The following is a 17,725-nucleotide window of genomic DNA, read 5'->3' on the forward strand; positions in this document are numbered from 1 at the left end:
TTTCTCCAGGTCTTAGACAGTCCTCCCTCACAGCTCGCGGTCGGAAACTGTATGCACTCCGAATGGCATCTGTATATTGGAAAAATCTTTGTTCCACCTTTGCAAAAATCCTGTGCTACGCTGGCAAAACAGCAGTCTATGGCTACAGACAAATCAACTGATACCCAAATTTATGGTTGTGTCTGTCTGGTATAAACCTGCAGAGCAGGCCACACAGGTAGCTCTTCTGTCGGTTTGAATCAGGTACTTTTGCTATAATCCGGGTGATGCAGGAGACAGGAATTTGCGGCACGGTAGAATCGTGATAGAAAAACGGATCAGGGAAGATCGACGACGACTGTGAGCGCAGGCGTCGATGGTAATTACCAAAAAGGAATCCGGTTACCAGCCTGCCGAAGTGGAGGAGGAGACTTCCCTGACTGTGTTTTTCTATGATACATATAAGACCGCAAATTCCGTCTGTTCTTCTTCGCCGGGATCATTTCAAAACCTATAGGTTCAAAGCGACAAATCCTAATTCTCCTGTATTTTTCCGCACATGGCGTGATTAGATACTGCGTCAAATACAAAAGTAAATCCCCTGCTTTCTCTTACGGAGATCATTCCGGCAAGCTCCGGATATTCCGGGCAGATCTTCAGGAATATGTCCGGCTGGTCCAGGAGAAGTTCCGGGCGGAAGGACAGGGTTTTCTGATTATTCCAGATGGCGCAGTAGATCATTTCCGCTTCCACCAGATCCTGGAACATATGGCTGCCATAACTGAGTTCCGGCATATAACCCACCCGATTGTCAGCCACTTCGCAGATAATGGAAAAGTTTGAGATATCTCCAAAAGCTACTGGTACGCCCAGCTCAGGTGAGGAGGTGCCGATGCGCCCCGGTGTCATCAGCATAATGTTATCTTTAGTCCCTTTACGATCCTGATAATGGCGGTTTATTTTATGAATGGCAGATACCACGTCATACTTTTTGTTGTATGGATAGCTGTAATAGAGAACCGGATCTACCTGGATTACCACATCCACCGGGCGGCGGTCGGAGGCGCCCATGGAAGCGTCTTTAATGTCAAAGAAAATGTCGTCCCATTCTATTTTAGAAAAATCAACCTGTTTGCTCTTTTTGCTGGTATAAAGCGGACGGCACTGCAGAAGATTGACGACAAAATCCCCGGTTTCATCCATATTTACCGTATATTCGATATCTACCGGGTTATGGTATACCTTTTCAAGGGTGTGAAGAATGCACTGCATCAGTCCGGTAAACCCGGAGTTGGACAGAAGACCCTGACAGCTGACAAACCACACATCCCGGTAAATACCCCGTTGCTGCAGGAGCATTTCCGCATCCCGGTCGTGTTCCAGAAGAAGTTTTTTGTACCAAAGCGGAAGAACAGGAAGAAGCTGATTTAAAGGAAGCTCACGGGCGCAGTTTTCCGTGCAGTCCAGCACATCGATATTACGCTGGGAATACCGGTGTTTCTGCTCTGTGGTGCTGTAAATGGTGGCTGTAGGGCGGTCCAGGTTGGACAGACGTGGATAGTCTTCGGAGGTCCGGTCCACGGCTTTGGTGCCAAGACCCATGACGATGCGCAGCATTCCCGCAGAGGAATCCATATCCGGCATCCACTTGTAGGTACTGTGGCTGTAGCCGACTCCGGCGGCGCCGGGCATGAAATAATTGCCATATCCGGATCCGGACACGCGCTGTACAAGAATTGCCATCTGTTCGTCCCTGGTATCCAGTCCGCGCTGGTAGCGGTATTCCAGAGCAGAATAATTCATGGTGCTGGCATATACCTGCCGCACAGCCTGTTCAAATTTCTCCAGACGTTCCTGAGGACTCCCCTGATTGACACAGAAGACAGATTCATATTTTCCTGCGAAAGCATTTCCGAAGCCGTCTTCCAGAAAACTGGAAGAGCGGACGATGATCGGACTCTGCCCGTAGTATTCCAGCATGTTCAGAAATTGTTCCCGGATATTGGCCGGAAACTGTCCGGTGAGCAGATGGTCCCGAAGTTCTCCGGCGGCGCTGAAATAGCCTTCTTTTGTCCGCTGCCGGATGCGGAGCCGCCAGCAGTCGTTGGACACAATGTAGGTATAAAAAACGTCGGAGCCGATATAAAAAGAGTCATGGGGCTCGTTGTGTCCTGTGAACTCCGGGATCTCTGTCTCACAGATTTTCCGGGCGAGAACCATACCACAGGCTTTGCCGCCAATGGCACCGCTGCCGATCATCCGGTTGCGGAGCAAAAAATAGTCATCCGGAGTGAAATACTGCCGGACCAGCTTTTTCAGCCGCTCGTCTTTTGTCATGGTGCTGTCGATGATCTGTTCCTCGGTATCTTCACTGAAGATTCCCCGGGTATATTCCATTTTTGCCAGATTAAAGAAACGGTCATAGCTGTCGTAATTCTGGTCCGGATGATTTAAGGAAAGGTTCTGCAGAAGCTGATAATACCGACTCATGCCAACGCCGCCCTCCACCGGGCGGAACTGCCCGTCTTTTCTTGAAAAGTGGTGGGGCAGAAACATCTGGCCCGAATATCGGTTCCATACCTTGAGAGGATGCAGATAGATATCGTCCCCGCCGGAATAGACGTCCAGCAGAAGCTGGGTGGTATCCCGGATCCTTGCCACGGCGTCGAAGGAATGTCGTCCCCGGAGCAGTGGAAAATAAGCCACCGTATCCAGCTCAAACAGGTAGGGGCAGGTTACCCGGAAAAAGTTTCCCATCATCAGATCTGTATACCAGACAGACTGCAGTTCTGAGAGACAGTCAAACACATAGAACGCGTCCTTTCCGTGAAGAGTGATTTCATTGTGAATGGCCACGGTGAAAGCCTCAAAACCTTCATCCGGATTAAATCGTCGGACGGTCACACCGCTTAGATCTTTGATGACCGGGTCATGATGCGCAAAGCGTATGTAAATGACATCCCGTTTATCTCTGACTGCCTGACGGACAAAAGGTTCCGCAAAGATACGAAATTCCTCCACATCGTCCACCTGCCAGACCACATTGTCTCCGAGACGGATGGAATCAAGCAATGCGTCGAGACCAGCATATCCGCTTCGTATTCTGTCAAAAGCTGCCATAAATATTTTCCGCTCCTTTCTCCGGGCCGGTGCCGGCAAAGGCATCCGGCTGTTTTATTTTATGCGATAAAAAACAGGACAAAGAAGTCACAAAACTTCTTTGTCCTGTTGCTGAAACTGTATTTATCATAGCATATCCGGCAGGGAGGCGCAAGCCTTCGCCGGATATGACGGCTGAAAAGCAGACTAGAAATCTACCTCGGTTCCGTAATAGGTGCAGGTAAACAGACGTTCCATTTCAGCCGGAGTGATCTCACGAGGATTGGAACCAGTACATGCATCGCCAACGGCCAGCTCAGAGATATTGGCGACCTTGCTCTTGAATTCTTCTTCATTGATGCCGAATTCTTTCAGAGTCTTTGGAATGCCGAGGATGACATTAAAGTCATCAATCTTTTTGCACAGGCTGTTGATCAACGCCTTCTGGCTGGTGCCGTCCAGTCCCATGCGGCGGGCAATCTCAGCGTAGCGTGCAGCAGCTACCGGATCCTTTGCGTTATATTTGATAACATATGGCAGATAGATAGCGTTGGCGCATCCGTGCGGAATATGTCCGGTGGAGAAAGCAGCGCCGGTCTTGTGTGCCATGGAGTGGACGATGCCCAGCAGCGCGTTGGAGAAAGCCATGCCGGCCAGACACTGTGCGTAGTGCATCTGTTCTCTGGCGTCCATGTTACCATGGTAAGAAGCCGGCAGATAATCAAGAACCATCTCGATGGCCTGCAGTGCCAGAGGATCAGTGAACGGTCCGTTCAGAGTGGATACATAAGCCTCGATGGCGTGGGTCAGAGCGTCCATGCCGGTGTAAGCCACCTGTTTTGCCGGAAGTCCGGAAACCAGATCAGGATCTACGATGGCAACGTCCGGTGTGATATTGAAGTCAGCCAGCGGATATTTTACGCCGGTCTCATAGTTGGTGATAACGGAAAATGCGGTAACTTCTGTAGCGGTACCGGATGTACTCGGAATAGCGGCAAATTTAGCTTTTTGTCTCAGTTCCGGGAAATTAAACGGAATACAGAGATCTTCGAAAGTAGTATCCGGATACTCATAGAATGCCCACATAGCTTTTGCAGCGTCGATTGGTGAACCGCCGCCCATGGAAACGATCCAGTCAGGCTCAAACTTGCGCATAGCCTCAGCACCGCGCATAACAGTCTCCACGGATGGATCCGGCTCAACGCCCTCAAATACTTCCACTTCCATACCTGCCTCTTTCAGATAGCCGACGGCTTTATCAAGGAAGCCCTGACGTTTCATGGAACCGCCGCCCACTACAAGGATGGCTTTTTTTCCTTTCAGGTTCTTTAATTCTTCCAGACTGCCCGGTCCGTGGTAAATATCTCTAGGTAAAGTAAAACGACTCATAACGCTCCTCCTCACATAAAAAAGAAAATGTGTTTTTTTTAACAATCTCATTGTAACATAGAATTGTAAAAATACAAGTAAAATTAAGAAAAATTTTTATATTATTTTTGATAATGTGAAAAAATCCTAAAAATGACAGGAGAAAATTTGTGAGATAGGAAAAAAATGTGAAGAAACAGGAAAGAAAAGAAGAAATATATATAAAATCCTGACGTTGAAATTGTTTTAAAAATAACGAAAAATGCAGGAGTGAAAAGAGAAAATTGCAAAAAATTGGCCGCGAAGGGCAGCGCCTGCTGGAGGCGTCTGCCCTTCGCGGCCGAAATATACGGAAATTACCTGCCTGCCGCTTTGTCAGTCATTTCATTTTTTACAATGGATGCCACTGCCTGATGCACGGTCTGAGGTGCTTCCCTGGCAATTCGGAGATCAGACAGAGGGATGGCCTTTTCACCGTCCGCCGTGGTCAGTGCTTCCCCGTTTTCGCCGGTGATGTAGGCTTTTCTGTTTTCAAATTTGACGATCAGCCCGTAAGTGCCGTTGTAAGAGACCTTATCTCCCAGATGGAAAGTGATAGACTTCTCGTCTTCACCATCTTTGACGTAGATGACGTAATCGTTCTGCGGAGATGTGTAGGTGACAGTTTCTTTGGCTTTTTTCTTCTTCTGTTTCGGTTTCGAAATCACCCAGAACGGTCCGCCGGCGCTGGCGCTCTTGGACTGAGCGATGATATCGGAAAGCGCGTATTTATAGGCGGAACGTGTCCGGCTTCCCACATCGGCTACAGTGACATTGTCATCATCGTCGATGCCGATCAGCACCATGAAATGCCCTTTTCTTGTGAAATATCCTGGCCCCATGAGAGCAACCACCGGTTTTCCTTTTTTGAGAGCCTTTTTGATGGAAGCATAGTCGGTGCCGACGCCTTCACAATTTAATCTGTAGGCCTCAGATATGGCGGGGATCAGTGCGTGGGCGGAACCGGCAGAAGAATAGTAGCCGTGCTCATATGCCCAGACCGTAGTATCCACCGGGGTCACCCACTGATCAGTGAGAGAGGAGATGACCACCGCCATGGAAGTCGGACCACAGCCGGCGGACGCGATCTGATATCCATTCTGGTTCCAGATACTGTCAGTCTGATTGAAATAAACGAAGTCCCCCATGTATTCCGCGTCATCTCTGGTGACAATCTGGGCGCTTCCGTAAATTTTTGGAATGATCGCGGAAGGATCTTCATCTTTTTCCGCGGATTCCTCTTCGTCAATGACTGTGCCGTCCAGTTTCTTCAGCTCTTTTTCGTCTTCTGTGTTCTTTGCTTCATCTTTGGAAGACTTTTTGGCATTCTTTTTGTCAGAAGAACTGTCTTTGTCAGAATCTTCAGAAGAAGTTTCTTCTTTTTTGGAAGTGGAGGCAGCCTTTTTGCTGCTGGTGGAAGTTTCGGAACTTTCACTGGAAGAAGTGTTCTTCGTCTCCTCTGTGTCTTCCTTTTTGTCGGTTTTTTCTGTGCTGCCTCCGGTGCCTGCTTCCGTGCTGGAAGAGGTTTCGGATTCAGAAGACGAACTTTCCGTGGTACCCTCTGTGGAGGATGAGGTGCTGGTTTCTTCGCCGCTGTCAGTATCATCGGAGCTTTCCGAAGAATCTCCTTTGGAATCAGGGGAATCCGGAGCAGACTCATCGTCCGGAGAACTTTCCTTTGACGGATTTTTTGTCTCTGATTTTGTGGTGGAATATGTATCCGTTTCCTGAGCCGGAGTCTTTGCCGCATAGGTAAGAGCCGGCTGTGTCCCAAGCATGATGGCACAAAGCCCCCACACTGTAAAATGTTTTAAAAAGTGCAAGTGTGATTCCTTCTTTCCTATATATAGATGTAATGGTTTATAAATATCTCTCTGTTTCAAACTCCCTGGAAGGAGCTTATATTATACCATAAAAATAAAAGATTGTGAGCGGTTTACGGTGAATTAATTGTGAAATTTTACGAAATAATGAATAAAAACATGGAAAAACTAGTATTTTTTCAGGAAAACATAGGAAATGTGTCCGAAAAGACATATTTAAAACCATTACACTTGAAAAATGTGACTAGGAGAGAACTTTTGCCGGATGACCGGTGCGGAAGTTTTAGGTGGAGAAAAGGAACGGGAAGTGATAAGATAGAAACAGAATAAAAATAAGCAGGCCGGAAATAAAAAAATTAAGAATCCGGCACAGAAATAAAAATATGTAATAAAAAAGGAGAATTGATATGAAAATTGTCATTTTGGACGGATACGCGGAGAATCCCGGGGATTTATCCTGGGAAGGTTTTGAAAAACTGGGAGAACTGACAGTATATGACCGGACGCCCCGGGAGGATGTGGAAGAGATACTCCGGCGGATCGGAGATGCGGAGATCATCTGTACCAACAAGACGCTGATCGGCAGAGAAGTCATTGAGAGAGCGCCGAAGCTTCGATATATCGGTGTGCTGGCGACGGGATACAATGTGGTGGATGTGGACGCAGCCGCAAAGCGGGGGATACCAGTGACCAATATTCCATCTTACGGTACCGCCGCTGTGGCTCAGCATGTGATGGCGCTGCTTTTGGAGATATGCAACCGGACCGGACACCACAGCCAGGCAGTTCATGAGGGAAGGTGGCAGCGGTCGGAAGATTTCTGTTTCTGGGATTATCCTCTGATGGAACTGGCCGGAAAAACCATGGGGATCATCGGATACGGACATATCGGAAAGGCTGCGGCCCGGCTTGCCGGGGCCTTTGGGATGAAAGTGATCGCCTGTCGCAGGCCGGGACACAGTGTTTTAGAAAATGTACAGGACGACGGGGTATCCATGGTTACCATAGAGGAGCTGTTTGAGCGTGCGGACGTTATCTCGGTCCACTGTCCGCTGTTTCCGGAGACAGAAGGGTTGATCTGCCGGGAGAATATTTCCAAAATGAAGGACGGAGTCATTATCATCAACACTGCGAGAGGGCCGATCGTGCAGGAGAAGGATCTGGCGGAAGCGCTGAACAGTGGAAAGGTGTACGCCGCCGGCGTGGATGTGGTTTCCACGGAACCAATCCGCGACGACAATCCTCTGCTGACAGCCAGAAACTGTTTTATCACGCCGCACATCGCCTGGGCTTCCAGGGAGAGCCGGCAGAGACTGATGGATACAGCGGTGGACAATCTCCGGGCATTTCTTGCCGGAGAGCCGGTCAATGTGGTGAATTAGAAAGGACGGGTTATGGCAGAGCAGGTATCACAATGGAGAAAAACATTTTGGAAGTCCCTGCGGTCAACGTTTCCGGTGATTCTCTTTTTCCTCACCACATTTTTGAGCGTCTATTTTCTCTTTGGCATCCATTACGCGATGATGGTGTCCATCATCACAGTCTTTTTTAAGACAAGATATAAGAAAAATGATAATACGCTGATACGGTACATAAGACTTATTCTGGTGGGAAGCCTGCTGGTGGTGCTGGCCTATGTGAGTTCATGGAGTCTCTGGATGTGTGTTCTTTTGAACATCACTGTGCCGTTTTGCCTGGTATTTACCCAGAGTACACAGTTTAAACCGAAGGGATACTTTTCTTACGCCATGATTTTTGTGTTTTTGTCCCTGATCCCCCCGGATAACCTGGCGGGGCTGGGACAGGAGCTTACGGTTTTCTGGTTCTGTGTGATTTTGCTGGCGGTTTTCATCGGAGGATATTACCGGTTTTTTGCCCGGACTTCAACGCAGACTCTGACGCTGGAGTACATTTTCTGTGAAGTTTCGGGCATGATGTTCCTGCTTTTTCAAAAGGGAAAGCAGAAAGAACTGGAACGGCGTTTTCAGAATCTGCTCCATGATTTCAACCAGACTTCTTACCATCAGAACTTTTTTTCCACCAGAACCAGAGAGAATCAGATTTATGATATGGTAAATACCCTGCTTCAGAGATTTTCCTACCTGATCACAGACGAAGAATGGCGCAGCGAGATGGATGAGGAGGGCATTCTGCTGCTGGGGCGGATCGCCACTTTTTTGAGGGAGACGGCGGAACGGCTGGATCCTCCGGCAAGTGATAAGCAGATAAAAATCGCACAGATGTATCTGGACCGTATGGTGGTGCCGGAAGGAAGAATCCGGATCTTCTGCCGGAGCATGCTTCACATGATGATCCTGATTTTAAAGACGCGGAACAGAAAAAAGACGCCGATGGAAAGACTTCATCAGGTTAATTGGCGGGAAATCTGGCAGCAGATACGGATGCGTTTTTCACTGGAATCCTTTGAGACCCGTGTGGCTATGCGGGTTTCTGCTGTCATGACCATCAGTTGTGTGGTCAGCTATGTGCTGCCGGTCACACATTCCTACTGGATTCCCCTCAACGCGTTTCTTTTAGTGCAGCCCAGCTGCGAGGAGAGCAGTTACCGGATGAAGACAAGACCCATCGGGACATTGATTGGCTGCTGTATTGAGTTTTTGCTGCATCCGTTTCTGCCGGGAATCGTCGGACAGCTGGCTTTTGCGCTGGTGATGATTTCGCTGATGTATTGTTCCACGCCGGGAACCTGGTATCATCCGATCTTTTCTACCTGCTATGCGCTGACGCTGGCGGGAATGGTCATGAATGAGACCACGGCTATCACTCTGCGGCTGCTGTTTCTCATGGCAGCGGTAGCGATTGTGTTTGTGGTGAACCGTTTCTTTTTCCCGGTGCGCAGAGACGCGCTTTTCCGCTATAATATTAAAGCGCTTCTGCGCTTAAACTGCAGCTATTGGAAAATCATCGAAAAAGGGTTGAAACGAGACATAGATCTGTCGGTGTCCGGAGAAATCCTCACGTATTTTCATATGATCTATGAAGAATGTATCGGATATCTGAAAAAACATCCCGGACTGCCCACTTACGAGGGACTGCGGGTAATTCTTCTGACCCTGTGGCATATGTTTTCAGAACTGGAACAGATGCACTATCTGGTGAGTGCGGGGGTGATACATCCGGAGGAAAGGGAGCGTATCGAAGACTTTATAGAGAGAATGCGAAAAGCGTTGTATCCGAAGTTTGACAATAAGGAGGTCGCGGCATTGCGCAGACAGGTGAGTTACCTGGAACCGGAAGTAAATTATGTGCTGAACAAATACGTACTCCGGGCGGAGCGGCTGGGACGATACCGGACATGTATTCCGGGAAATGAAAGATAAAAAGGGAGCGGCAGCGTTTTGACTGCCGCCCTGTTTTTTTATCTCCGGCAGCGTCCGTTCCTGCAGCAGCCATTACTGTTTGCATTTACGCCTTTATCAAAGGCCGGGTTAAAGGCGTAGAAGTTCCGGCTGTCCAGATGATCCTGCACGATCCTGAGACCTTCGCCGAATCTCTGGAAATGCACGATTTCCCGGGCCCGGAGGAATTTGATGGCGCCGTAGACGTCCGGGTCGTCTTTGACGAGACGGAGGATATTGTCGTACGTGATCCGGGCTTTCTGTTCCGCAGCCAGGTCTTCCGTCAGGTCTGCGATCGGGTCGCCGGTGGACTGGAAGGTCGCCGCGGAAAACGGCACGCCGCTGGCGGCCTGCGGCCACAGACCGGTGGTGTGATCCACATAGTAATCGGCAAACCCCTGTTCTTTGATCTGTTCCACAGTGAGATTGCGTGTCAGCTGATGGACGATGGTACAGATCATCTCGATGTGATTTAACTCTTCTGTACCTGTATCGGTGACAAAACCGCTGTCAGGGAGCGGACGGATGCAGGGGGTGCGGCGAATGTTTGTGTTATTTTACTCTGCATGGAGCAGGCGGCGCACATGGGCTTTTTCCAGAGCCGCGGCGATGGCGTAGTAGGCGGCGATATTGACAACGCCCTCCAGAATCAGGCCCGGTGCGGAGGCCAGTCCCGCAGGAATACTTCCATATAAAATACTGCCGACGACAACATAACCGATGACCATCCACGCCATGGAAAGCACAGCGGCGAACAGATTGCGCGGGTGCCAGAGACGGTAGCCGCCTTCTTTATCGAACATCAGCTGGCTGGCAATGAGTACGATGATGACCTTGATGAAAAATGTAGGAATCACCCACTGGGTAAATCCCGTTAGAAGGTCGGCCAGAGAAGAGCCGATACCGCTGGCCCAGACGGCTTCCCTCCGTCCGAAGTATGCCACGCCCAGCAGAATCATCGCGTCGCCCAGATGTGCATATCCCAGAGGAATGGGAATCTGAATGACCATGGTCATGATGCAGACAAGGGCGGTCAGAAGGGCGCCGCAGCAAAGGGAAAAAGTACTGATTTTGTGTTTCATGATGTCACCTCATTTTTCTTTTTTGTACATGTGCCACTATATCACAAAACTGGCATGTCATATAGAACCAATTCATGACAAATATAAAGGTCAGATTAGGAATCTACCGTCAGCGAAGAGATGGCTGGGGCAGGTCGGTCAGATGTTTTGTACAGGTCAGATTGCATGGGATAGGTTCACGTTTTGGACGGACGACGCCGGGAGCGGCGGGCCAGTTCTTCCTGCGTCCGGTTCCAGAGCTCCCGATCGATGATGGGCGCATGGTGGTCTGTGATGGTGATGAAAGCTTCCTCTCCGTGGTTGGATTTTTTCAGATGGGTGAGATAGTCGGGAGTGATAGTTTTTTTCTGACAAAGATCGCCGACATATTTTTCATTTCTCAGAATCTTGATGATGACGCCGGGAGACCAGCGGGCGGCATATTTGGGCGAAAAGCCCTCTTCCAGCAATTCCGCTGCAATCCGGCGGGCGCTCTTTCCTTCTTCCGTATATTTGTGAAAAATGCGCCGGACGACGAAGGCCTCCGGTTCATGGATGGAAAGCCGGCCATCCCGCACGGTATAGCCAAGAAGATCCCGGCCGAAAACAACACCCTGCTCCATTCTCCTTTTCTGTCCCCATTTCACCCTCTCCGAGATCTTGCGGCTTTCTTCCTGGGCCAGGCTTGCCATGAGAGTGAGCCGCAGTTCCCCGTCGCAGTCTCTGGTGTCAATGTGATCCAGAATAAAAATCACGCCGATGCGACGTTCCCGAAGCATCCGCGTGTAGGCCAGAGCGTCTACCGTATTTCTGGCAAAACGGCTCACCTCCTTGGTGAGGATCAGATCGATCCGTCCATCCATGGCGTCGTCGATCATCCGGTTAAATCCCGCTCTTTTCTTTGTCTGCGTTCCGCTGATCCCCTCATCATAATAGACTTCGGTCAATGTCCAGTCCTCCCGCTGCCGGATATAGTCCGCAAAGTACTGCTGCTGGCTGCGAAGAGACTGGGCCTGTTCTTCCCTGTCGGTGGAAACCCGGCAGTAGGCGGCAGTTCGCAACATCATGAACTCCTGTGAATATGGTTATTACAAGAAATATGAAGAAGATAGGGGGAGTATTCCGTATTCCGGCCACTTAGTCTGAGAAATTAATTCTTCTTTCTCGTGGCCGTGGTCTGAAAGGAAAAGTAGTCCGGGCGGTGGCGGGAATGGGTGTACTCAAACATGATGCCGTCGTCGTTGAAGGTCTGGCCGGTGACCACTGCCAGGCAGTTGTAATCGCCCAGTTCCAGAAAGGACTCGTCCGCCGGGGTGACGTGTTCCACGGTCATGGTCCTTCTGCTGGTCACAATGGCCATTTCCAGCTCATTTTCAATGTATTCGTAAATGGAAGTCTCGGCGATGGCTTCCGTGAGGCCGGGCACCAGACTTTTCAGAAAAAAGTTCGTGTCAAGAATCAGCGGTTTGCCGTCCAGATACCGGACGCGGCGCACATAATAAAGTTCGTCGCCAGGCTGAAAACCGGTGCGGCGGGAGAGCCGCTCGTCGCAGACAATCTCGTCAAATTGTACTACTTTTGTCACCGTGGTCCGGTGATTGCGCCGGGCGGATTCCTGAAAGGATTCGATGCCGCCCATGAGAAAACTGTTGGTGTGGACAGGCTGGTAGATGACGCGGACGCCTTTTCCGTGCAGCGGCTGCACATAGCCGTCATCGGTCAGCATGGAGACGGCGCGGCGGACCGTATTGCGGGAACAGTCATAGATATCCACCATGGTGTTTTCCGACGGGAGCATCTGCTGATATTCATATTCGGACGTCTCTATCTTAGATTTTAAGTCTTTATATATCTCATTAAATTTTACTCTGGGCATAAAATCTCCTCTATTTTCTCATAGTAAATGTTTGGTAACTAATATCATTATAACAGAAAAATGAAAAAATACAACTTGTTTAAACAAGATAGAAAAATGTTCTTGACTTGTTTAAACAAGTGTGCTATAAATAAATCATCAAACTTGTTTAAACAAGATAGATGCATAAATTCCGGAACTTGTTTAAACAATAAACCGATGCTTTATTCAAGGAGAAATGATAGGGAGGAATAGTAATGGGAAGATATCAGGAAGATTCCAAAGAACTTTTGGAACTGATAGGTGGAAAGAGCAACATTGCCGCAGTATCGCATTGTATGACCAGAATGCGTTTTGTACTCAATGACCCGGGAAAGGCGGACATAGAAGGCATCGAAGCCATGAAGGTGGTCAAGGGAAGTTTTACCCAGTCGGGGCAGTTTCAGGTGATCATTGGCAATACGGTGGCAGATTTCTATAATGACTTTGTGGCGGTTGCCGGCGTGGAAGGCGTCAGCAAGGATCAGGTGAAACAGGCCGCCAAGCAGAATCAGAACGTGCTGCAGCGAATCGTCACAGCACTGGCGGAGATTTTCGCGCCGTTGATCCCGGCCATCATCACCGGTGGTCTGATCCTCGGTTTCAGGAACTGCATCGACAGCCTTTATCTTTTTGAAAACGGAACGAAGACCCTCTGTGATCTGAGCCAGTTCTGGAGCGGCATGGACAGCTTCTTATGGCTCATCGGTGAAGCTATCTTCCACATGCTGCCGGTGGGTATCTGCTGGTCGGTGACCAAAAAGATGGGAACCACCCAGATGCTTGGTATTGTTCTTGGTCTGACCCTGGTATCCGGACAGCTGCTGAATGCTTACGATGTGGCAACCACAGCCGCAGCGGATATTCCGGCGTGGGATTTCGGATTTTTTAAAGTGAACATGATCGGTTATCAGTCTCAGGTGATTCCGGCGATTTTGGCCGCATTTACTCTGGTATATCTTGAGAAGTTCTTCCGTAAGATCACGCCTGCGGTGGTTTCGATGATCGTCGTGCCGTTCTGCAGTCTGGTTCTCGCCGTCGTTGCGGCACATTTTATCCTCGGACCGATCGGCTGGAAGATTGGCTCTGCCATCTCCTCTCTGGTCTTCGCAGGTATCACCGGTTCCTTCCGTGTTGTATTCGGCGCTGTCTTTGGTTTCATATATGCGCCGCTGGTCATTACAGGACTTCACCATATGTCCAATGCCATCGACCTGCAGCTGATCGCTGACTATCGCGGAACCATGCTCTGGCCGATGATTGCTTTATCTAATATCGCACAGGGCTCCGCAGTTCTCGCCATGATCGTTCTGCAGAGAAAGAATGCGGAAGCCCAGGAAGTCAACATTCCATCCTGTGTTTCCTGTTATTTAAGTGTAACGGAACCGGCCATCTTCGGTGTGAACTTAAAATATGTATTTCCATTTGTGTGTGGTATGATCGGCTCCGCCATTGCCGGCGTTGTCAGCGTGGCCACAGGCACCACAGCATCCGCCATCGGTGTCGGGGGACTGCCGGGAATCCTCTCCATTCAGACCCAGTCCATGCTCAGCTTTGCCATCTGTATGGTCATTGCCATCGTGATTCCGTTTGTGCTGACTTTGATCGTGGGACAGAAGAAACTGACCGCTTCCCAGAAATACGGACCGGCTGTCATGGAAGGAGAAGACACTGCCGCTGCAGACGCACAGGGAGCAGGGAAGGACGAAATGTCCGATCATGAAGTTTCTGATGCAGGCAGTAATGCAGTTTCTGCCGCAAAAGAGATGCCGAAGGAGCTGGTTGCTTTCCTTGACGGAAAGGTGATTCCGGTAAAAGAAGTGGGAGACGGCGTGTTCTCCGAGGGAATCATGGGAGACGGCATCGCCATCATCCCGGAAAATGAAGTGCTGGTTTCTCCGGTGGCCGGTGAAGTTGCCGTGACCATGGATGAATCCCGCCACGCCTGCGCCATCAAGGCGGACAATGACATGGAGATCCTGCTGCATATCGGTCTTGATACCGTGGATATGAACGGGGATGGTTTTGAGTATCTCATCACCAAAGGACAGAGAGTGGAAGCAGGCACGCCGCTGATCCGGTTCAACAGGGAGAAAATTCAGGCGGCCGGACACAGAGACGTGACCATGTGCATTATTTCTGATCCGGGCAGGGCAGAAAATATTCAGTATCAGTTTACAGAAAATGCAAAGGCAGGCGAGACTGTCGTTGCCACATTTGAGTAAGGAAAAACATTTGCTGAGAAATGTCAGCATCCTCAAGACGAGAAAGAAATGGGTGAAAACAATGAATAATTTCAGTGATAAAGTCATTTATCAAATATATTTGAGGTCCTTCAAAGATTCCAACGAAGATGGAATCGGAGACATCAGAGGAATTACACAGCAGCTGGATTATCTGAAGGAACTGGGTGTGGATTATCTGTGGATTACTCCTTTCTTCGTATCTCCACAGAACGACAACGGCTACGATGTGGCTGATTACCGGAACATCGATCCGATTTTCGGCACCATGGAGGATCTGGAGGAGCTGATCCGGGAAGGCAAAAAACGGGGCATGGAGCTGATGCTTGACATGGTGTTCAATCATACTTCCACCAGCCATGAGTGGTTTCAGAAGGCCCTTGCCGGTGATGAAAAATATCAGAACTATTACATTTTCAAGGATGGAACACCGGACAAAATCCCGACCAACTGGGAATCCAAATTCGGCGGCCCGGCATGGGAATACGTGCCGCATCTGAAAAAATGGTATCTGCATCTGTTTGATGTAAGCCAGGCCGACTTAAACTGGGAGAATCCGGAAGTGCGGGAAGAGTTGAAGAACGTCATTCGATTCTGGCAGAAAAAGGGGATCGGAGGATTCCGGTTTGATGTGGTAAATCTTATCTCCAAACCGGAGCATTTTGAGGATGACCATATTGGCGATGGCCGCCGTTTCTACACAGACGGCCGCCACGTCCATGAGTTCTTAAAAGAACTGACCGCCGATACCGGTCTTGATCAGTATGTGACCGTGGGAGAAATGTCATCCACCACTCTGGATAACTGCATCCGCTACTCCAATCCGCAGGAGAAGGAACTGAGCATGTGCTTTAATTTCCATCATCTGAAGATTGATTACAAGGACGGAAAGAAATGGGAGTTGATGGAACCGGATCTGATGCGTTTAAAAGAGCTGTTTGAAACCTGGGGAACAGGTATGCAGGAAGGAAACGGCTGGAACGCCTTATTCTGGTGCAACCACGATCAGCCGAGAATCGTCAGCCGTCTGGGAGACGAGGATCGTTACTGGAAGGAATCGGCCGAAATGCTGGCTGCGTCCGTACATTTGATGCGCGGCACGCCGTACATTTACCAGGGAGAGGAAATCGGCATGACCAATCCGCATTTTGACGACATCCGCCAGTACCGCGATGTAGAGAGTCTGAATTATTACCGCATTCTGCTGGAACAGGGCAAAACCAGCAGGGAAGCCATGGATATCCTTCAGGCGCGCTCCAGAGACAACGGCCGGACGCCGGTACAGTGGAACGCCGGGGAAAACGCCGGATTTACCACCGGCACACCGTGGATCGGCATTGATAAAAACTACCAGACCATCAACGCGGCCGCGCAGCGAAATGACCCGGATTCCATCCTGGCTTTTTATAAAAGACTGATTCAGCTTCGGAAGGAGAAAAAAGTGATTGCGGAAGGCGAGATTGCTTTCCTCGAGAAAGAGAATGCAAACGTGCTGGCCTACCGCCGTGTCCTCGACGGAGAAGAACTGATCGTGTTTAATAATCTCACCGGTCATCCGGCGGAGGTACATCTGGATGAAGCCTGGAAAAATTATTCTATACTGCTGACAAATTACGAAGGGGAAAAAAGCAGAACGGAAGAAGCGCTGCATCAAGCTTCGGGAAATACATGGACCCTGCGTCCTTATGAGACGTTGACGCTGGAAAAATAGTTTCCGAAAAGGCAGTGCAAAAATAAAACCGGGGGACGGGAAGTCCTCCGGTTTTATTCTGCCATGAGAGTCATGACAGATAACTTTTCAGATAATGTCTTTATACTCTATACGCAATCAAAGCGATATTTTTTCCTGTTTCCTGACGGATGGAATCCTCCAGGGCACGAATCTTCTTCAGATATGTTTCTGAAAGAGACGCAACCGGTCTTGACTCAGTACCGTAAGCAAGAGCGGAATTGTTGGCAGTAGTTGGCGCTGCGTGATAGAGGACCTTCGATGAAGTCTTGTAATACATAATGCCGTCACTCCTTTCACAGATAATATGCACAATGAAACTATTGCTATACAGTTAATTATATCCAGCGAAAACCACCTGTGAAAGCTGTAGAAAGCAGATAACGGGAGTCGAACCCGCCTCTTCGGCTTGGGAAGCCAATGTTCTACCGATGAACCATATCTGCACACACCAGCCGGAGCGTGTTCCTCCGGGAAAATCTAATGTGTGAACCGAGACACCTCCGATACAGTGTAAACCATACTCCTCCCAGAACTGGTGCTATCCTCATTATAGCACCGGAAAAGAAAAATGCAAGGCTGCATTTCTTAGAAAAATTCGCCAATTATATATTTTATATGAACCGGAAATTTATCCGAAAGACAAAATCCATGCGGATAAAACGGACGCAGTTTCCGTGTCACCGACATACCTATATCGGTCAATATTCCCATCACTTCCCGGTACGGCATGGCGAAGCGCTGGGAGAGATAGCGGAGGGAGGCGCCGGTCTCGCCATCCGGACCTCCGAACTGCGTAATGATCGCCTTTGCCATCTGCGCGTCTGTTCTCCGGATATTTACCGGGTACTGTAATCTTTTCTCATAATTAAACATATCAACAATCCCCCTCCCAAGGCCAAGGCTGTGTCGCCCATTTCCAGGTATCATCTGTCTGCGCGCCGTTTAAGGTCAGAGGACCGAAGCGGACAGCGTATTCGTGGAGCGCCTGCTGTCTTGCTTTGTTAAAATGATGAAAATATTCGAGAGCTTCCGCGTCGTTTGGATGGGTATCCAGGTACAGAGAGGCGTCCAGAGCCGCAAAACTCACCGCGTCAATATAAAATAAAAGATTTTTCTGCTCCATTTTGG

14 protein-coding genes, 1 tRNA gene and 1 pseudogene are annotated in these 17,725 nt (G+C 49.3%); 5 read left to right on the top strand and 11 right to left on the bottom strand.

What is annotated here, in order from left to right:
- Positions 1-513 precede the first annotated feature (513 nt).
- The 3 genes from B5E53_RS14090 to B5E53_RS14100 form a co-directional block, all read right to left on the bottom strand.
- Positions 514-3,099, bottom strand: coding sequence for a PEP/pyruvate-binding domain-containing protein (locus B5E53_RS14090; RefSeq protein WP_087316129.1), 2,586 nt, complete (start codon positions 3,097-3,099; stop codon positions 514-516).
- Between the two features lie 186 nt (positions 3,100-3,285).
- Entirely contained in the window at positions 3,286-4,467 is a 1,182-nt protein-coding gene (locus tag B5E53_RS14095; protein WP_087316131.1) for an iron-containing alcohol dehydrogenase, read from the bottom strand.
- A gap of 335 nt (positions 4,468-4,802) precedes the next feature.
- A complete protein-coding gene (locus B5E53_RS14100; protein WP_087316133.1) occupies positions 4,803-6,308 on the bottom strand; it encodes a C39 family peptidase in 1,506 nt (501 codons plus the stop codon).
- Between the two features lie 129 nt (positions 6,309-6,437).
- On the opposite strand from B5E53_RS14100, the gene B5E53_RS18920 reads away from it, so the two are divergent.
- The 3 genes from B5E53_RS18920 to B5E53_RS14110 all read left to right on the top strand — a co-directional run bounded on the left by B5E53_RS18920 (position 6,438) and on the right by B5E53_RS14110 (position 9,649).
- Positions 6,438-6,638, top strand: a complete 201-nt coding sequence (locus B5E53_RS18920) for a hypothetical protein (protein WP_140401506.1) — start codon at positions 6,438-6,440, stop codon at positions 6,636-6,638.
- Positions 6,639-6,715: 77 nt separating this feature from the next.
- Positions 6,716-7,690: a D-2-hydroxyacid dehydrogenase gene (locus B5E53_RS14105; RefSeq protein WP_087316134.1), complete on the top strand. Its 975-nt coding sequence runs from the start codon at positions 6,716-6,718 to the stop codon at positions 7,688-7,690.
- A 12-nt stretch (positions 7,691-7,702) separates the two neighbouring features.
- Positions 7,703-9,649, top strand: coding sequence for an FUSC family protein (locus B5E53_RS14110; protein ID WP_087316136.1), 1,947 nt, complete (start codon positions 7,703-7,705; stop codon positions 9,647-9,649).
- A 38-nt stretch (positions 9,650-9,687) separates the two neighbouring features.
- Here B5E53_RS14110 and B5E53_RS14115 read toward each other — a convergent pair whose 3' ends face one another.
- The 4 genes from B5E53_RS14115 to treR form a co-directional block, all read right to left on the bottom strand.
- Entirely contained in the window at positions 9,688-10,212 is a 525-nt protein-coding gene (locus B5E53_RS14115; RefSeq protein ID WP_087316138.1) for a manganese catalase family protein, read from the bottom strand.
- 12 nt (positions 10,213-10,224) lie between these two features.
- On the bottom strand, positions 10,225-10,749 hold the full coding sequence (locus B5E53_RS14120) for an ECF transporter S component (protein WP_087316140.1): 525 nt from the start codon (positions 10,747-10,749) through the stop codon (positions 10,225-10,227).
- Positions 10,750-10,925: 176 nt separating this feature from the next.
- The gene (locus B5E53_RS14125; RefSeq protein WP_087316142.1) at positions 10,926-11,795 is read right to left on the bottom strand and encodes a recombinase family protein; all 870 of its coding nucleotides are present in this window, start codon (positions 11,793-11,795) and stop codon (positions 10,926-10,928) included.
- Positions 11,796-11,878: 83 nt separating this feature from the next.
- Entirely contained in the window at positions 11,879-12,604 is a 726-nt protein-coding gene (gene treR / locus B5E53_RS14130; RefSeq protein WP_087316144.1) for a trehalose operon repressor, read from the bottom strand.
- A gap of 236 nt (positions 12,605-12,840) precedes the next feature.
- Between treR and treP the strand changes: the two genes are divergently transcribed.
- Together treP and treC are read left to right on the top strand one after the other, a co-directional pair.
- Positions 12,841-14,847: a PTS system trehalose-specific EIIBC component gene (treP, locus tag B5E53_RS14135; protein ID WP_087316146.1), complete on the top strand. Its 2,007-nt coding sequence runs from the start codon at positions 12,841-12,843 to the stop codon at positions 14,845-14,847.
- Positions 14,848-14,908: 61 nt separating this feature from the next.
- Positions 14,909-16,576 carry an alpha,alpha-phosphotrehalase gene (gene treC / locus B5E53_RS14140; RefSeq protein WP_087316220.1) on the top strand — a complete coding sequence of 556 codons (1,668 nt, stop codon included), beginning with the start codon at positions 14,909-14,911 and terminating at the stop codon, positions 16,574-16,576.
- Positions 16,577-16,676: 100 nt separating this feature from the next.
- On the opposite strand, the gene B5E53_RS14145 is transcribed toward treC, so the two are convergent.
- The 4 genes and pseudogenes from B5E53_RS14145 to B5E53_RS14160 all read right to left on the bottom strand — a co-directional run bounded on the left by B5E53_RS14145 (position 16,677) and on the right by B5E53_RS14160 (position 17,720).
- Positions 16,677-16,874, bottom strand: a complete 198-nt coding sequence (locus B5E53_RS14145) for a hypothetical protein (protein WP_087316149.1) — start codon at positions 16,872-16,874, stop codon at positions 16,677-16,679.
- A gap of 95 nt (positions 16,875-16,969) precedes the next feature.
- Positions 16,970-17,040 (bottom strand) — tRNA-Gly (locus B5E53_RS14150).
- Positions 17,041-17,284: 244 nt separating this feature from the next.
- Positions 17,285-17,470 (bottom strand): annotated as a pseudogene (locus tag B5E53_RS19820) (manganese catalase family protein); the annotation flags it as partial.
- 1 nt (position 17,471) lies between these two features.
- Complete coding sequence (locus tag B5E53_RS14160; protein WP_343215663.1) at positions 17,472-17,720, bottom strand: spore coat protein CotJB; 249 nt, start codon at positions 17,718-17,720, stop codon at positions 17,472-17,474.
- Between the last annotated feature and the right edge of the window lie 5 nt (positions 17,721-17,725).

Source organism: Eubacterium sp. An11 (genome assembly GCF_002161065.1).
In the GTDB taxonomy this organism is placed as follows: Bacteria; Bacillota; Clostridia; order Lachnospirales; family Lachnospiraceae; genus Anaerobutyricum; species Anaerobutyricum faecale.

Bases quoted from the DNA above. Each gene is read 5' to 3' on its own strand.
- B5E53_RS14090 (WP_087316129.1), bottom strand. From the start codon at position 3,099: ATGGCAGCTTTTGACAGAATACGAAGCGGATATGCTGGTCTCGACGCA.
- B5E53_RS14095 (WP_087316131.1), bottom strand. From the start codon at position 4,467: ATGAGTCGTTTTACTTTACCTAGAGATATTTACCACGGACCGGGCAGT.
- B5E53_RS14105 (WP_087316134.1), top strand. From the start codon at position 6,716: ATGAAAATTGTCATTTTGGACGGATACGCGGAGAATCCCGGGGATTTA.
- B5E53_RS14110 (WP_087316136.1), top strand. From the start codon at position 7,703: ATGGCAGAGCAGGTATCACAATGGAGAAAAACATTTTGGAAGTCCCTG.
- B5E53_RS14120 (WP_087316140.1), bottom strand. From the start codon at position 10,749: ATGAAACACAAAATCAGTACTTTTTCCCTTTGCTGCGGCGCCCTTCTG.
- B5E53_RS14125 (WP_087316142.1), bottom strand. From the start codon at position 11,795: ATGATGTTGCGAACTGCCGCCTACTGCCGGGTTTCCACCGACAGGGAA.
- treR (WP_087316144.1), bottom strand. From the start codon at position 12,604: ATGCCCAGAGTAAAATTTAATGAGATATATAAAGACTTAAAATCTAAG.
- treP (WP_087316146.1), top strand. From the start codon at position 12,841: ATGGGAAGATATCAGGAAGATTCCAAAGAACTTTTGGAACTGATAGGT.
- treC (WP_087316220.1), top strand. From the start codon at position 14,909: ATGAATAATTTCAGTGATAAAGTCATTTATCAAATATATTTGAGGTCC.
- B5E53_RS14145 (WP_087316149.1), bottom strand. From the start codon at position 16,874: ATGTATTACAAGACTTCATCGAAGGTCCTCTATCACGCAGCGCCAACT.
- B5E53_RS14160 (WP_343215663.1), bottom strand. From the start codon at position 17,720: ATGGAGCAGAAAAATCTTTTATTTTATATTGACGCGGTGAGTTTTGCG.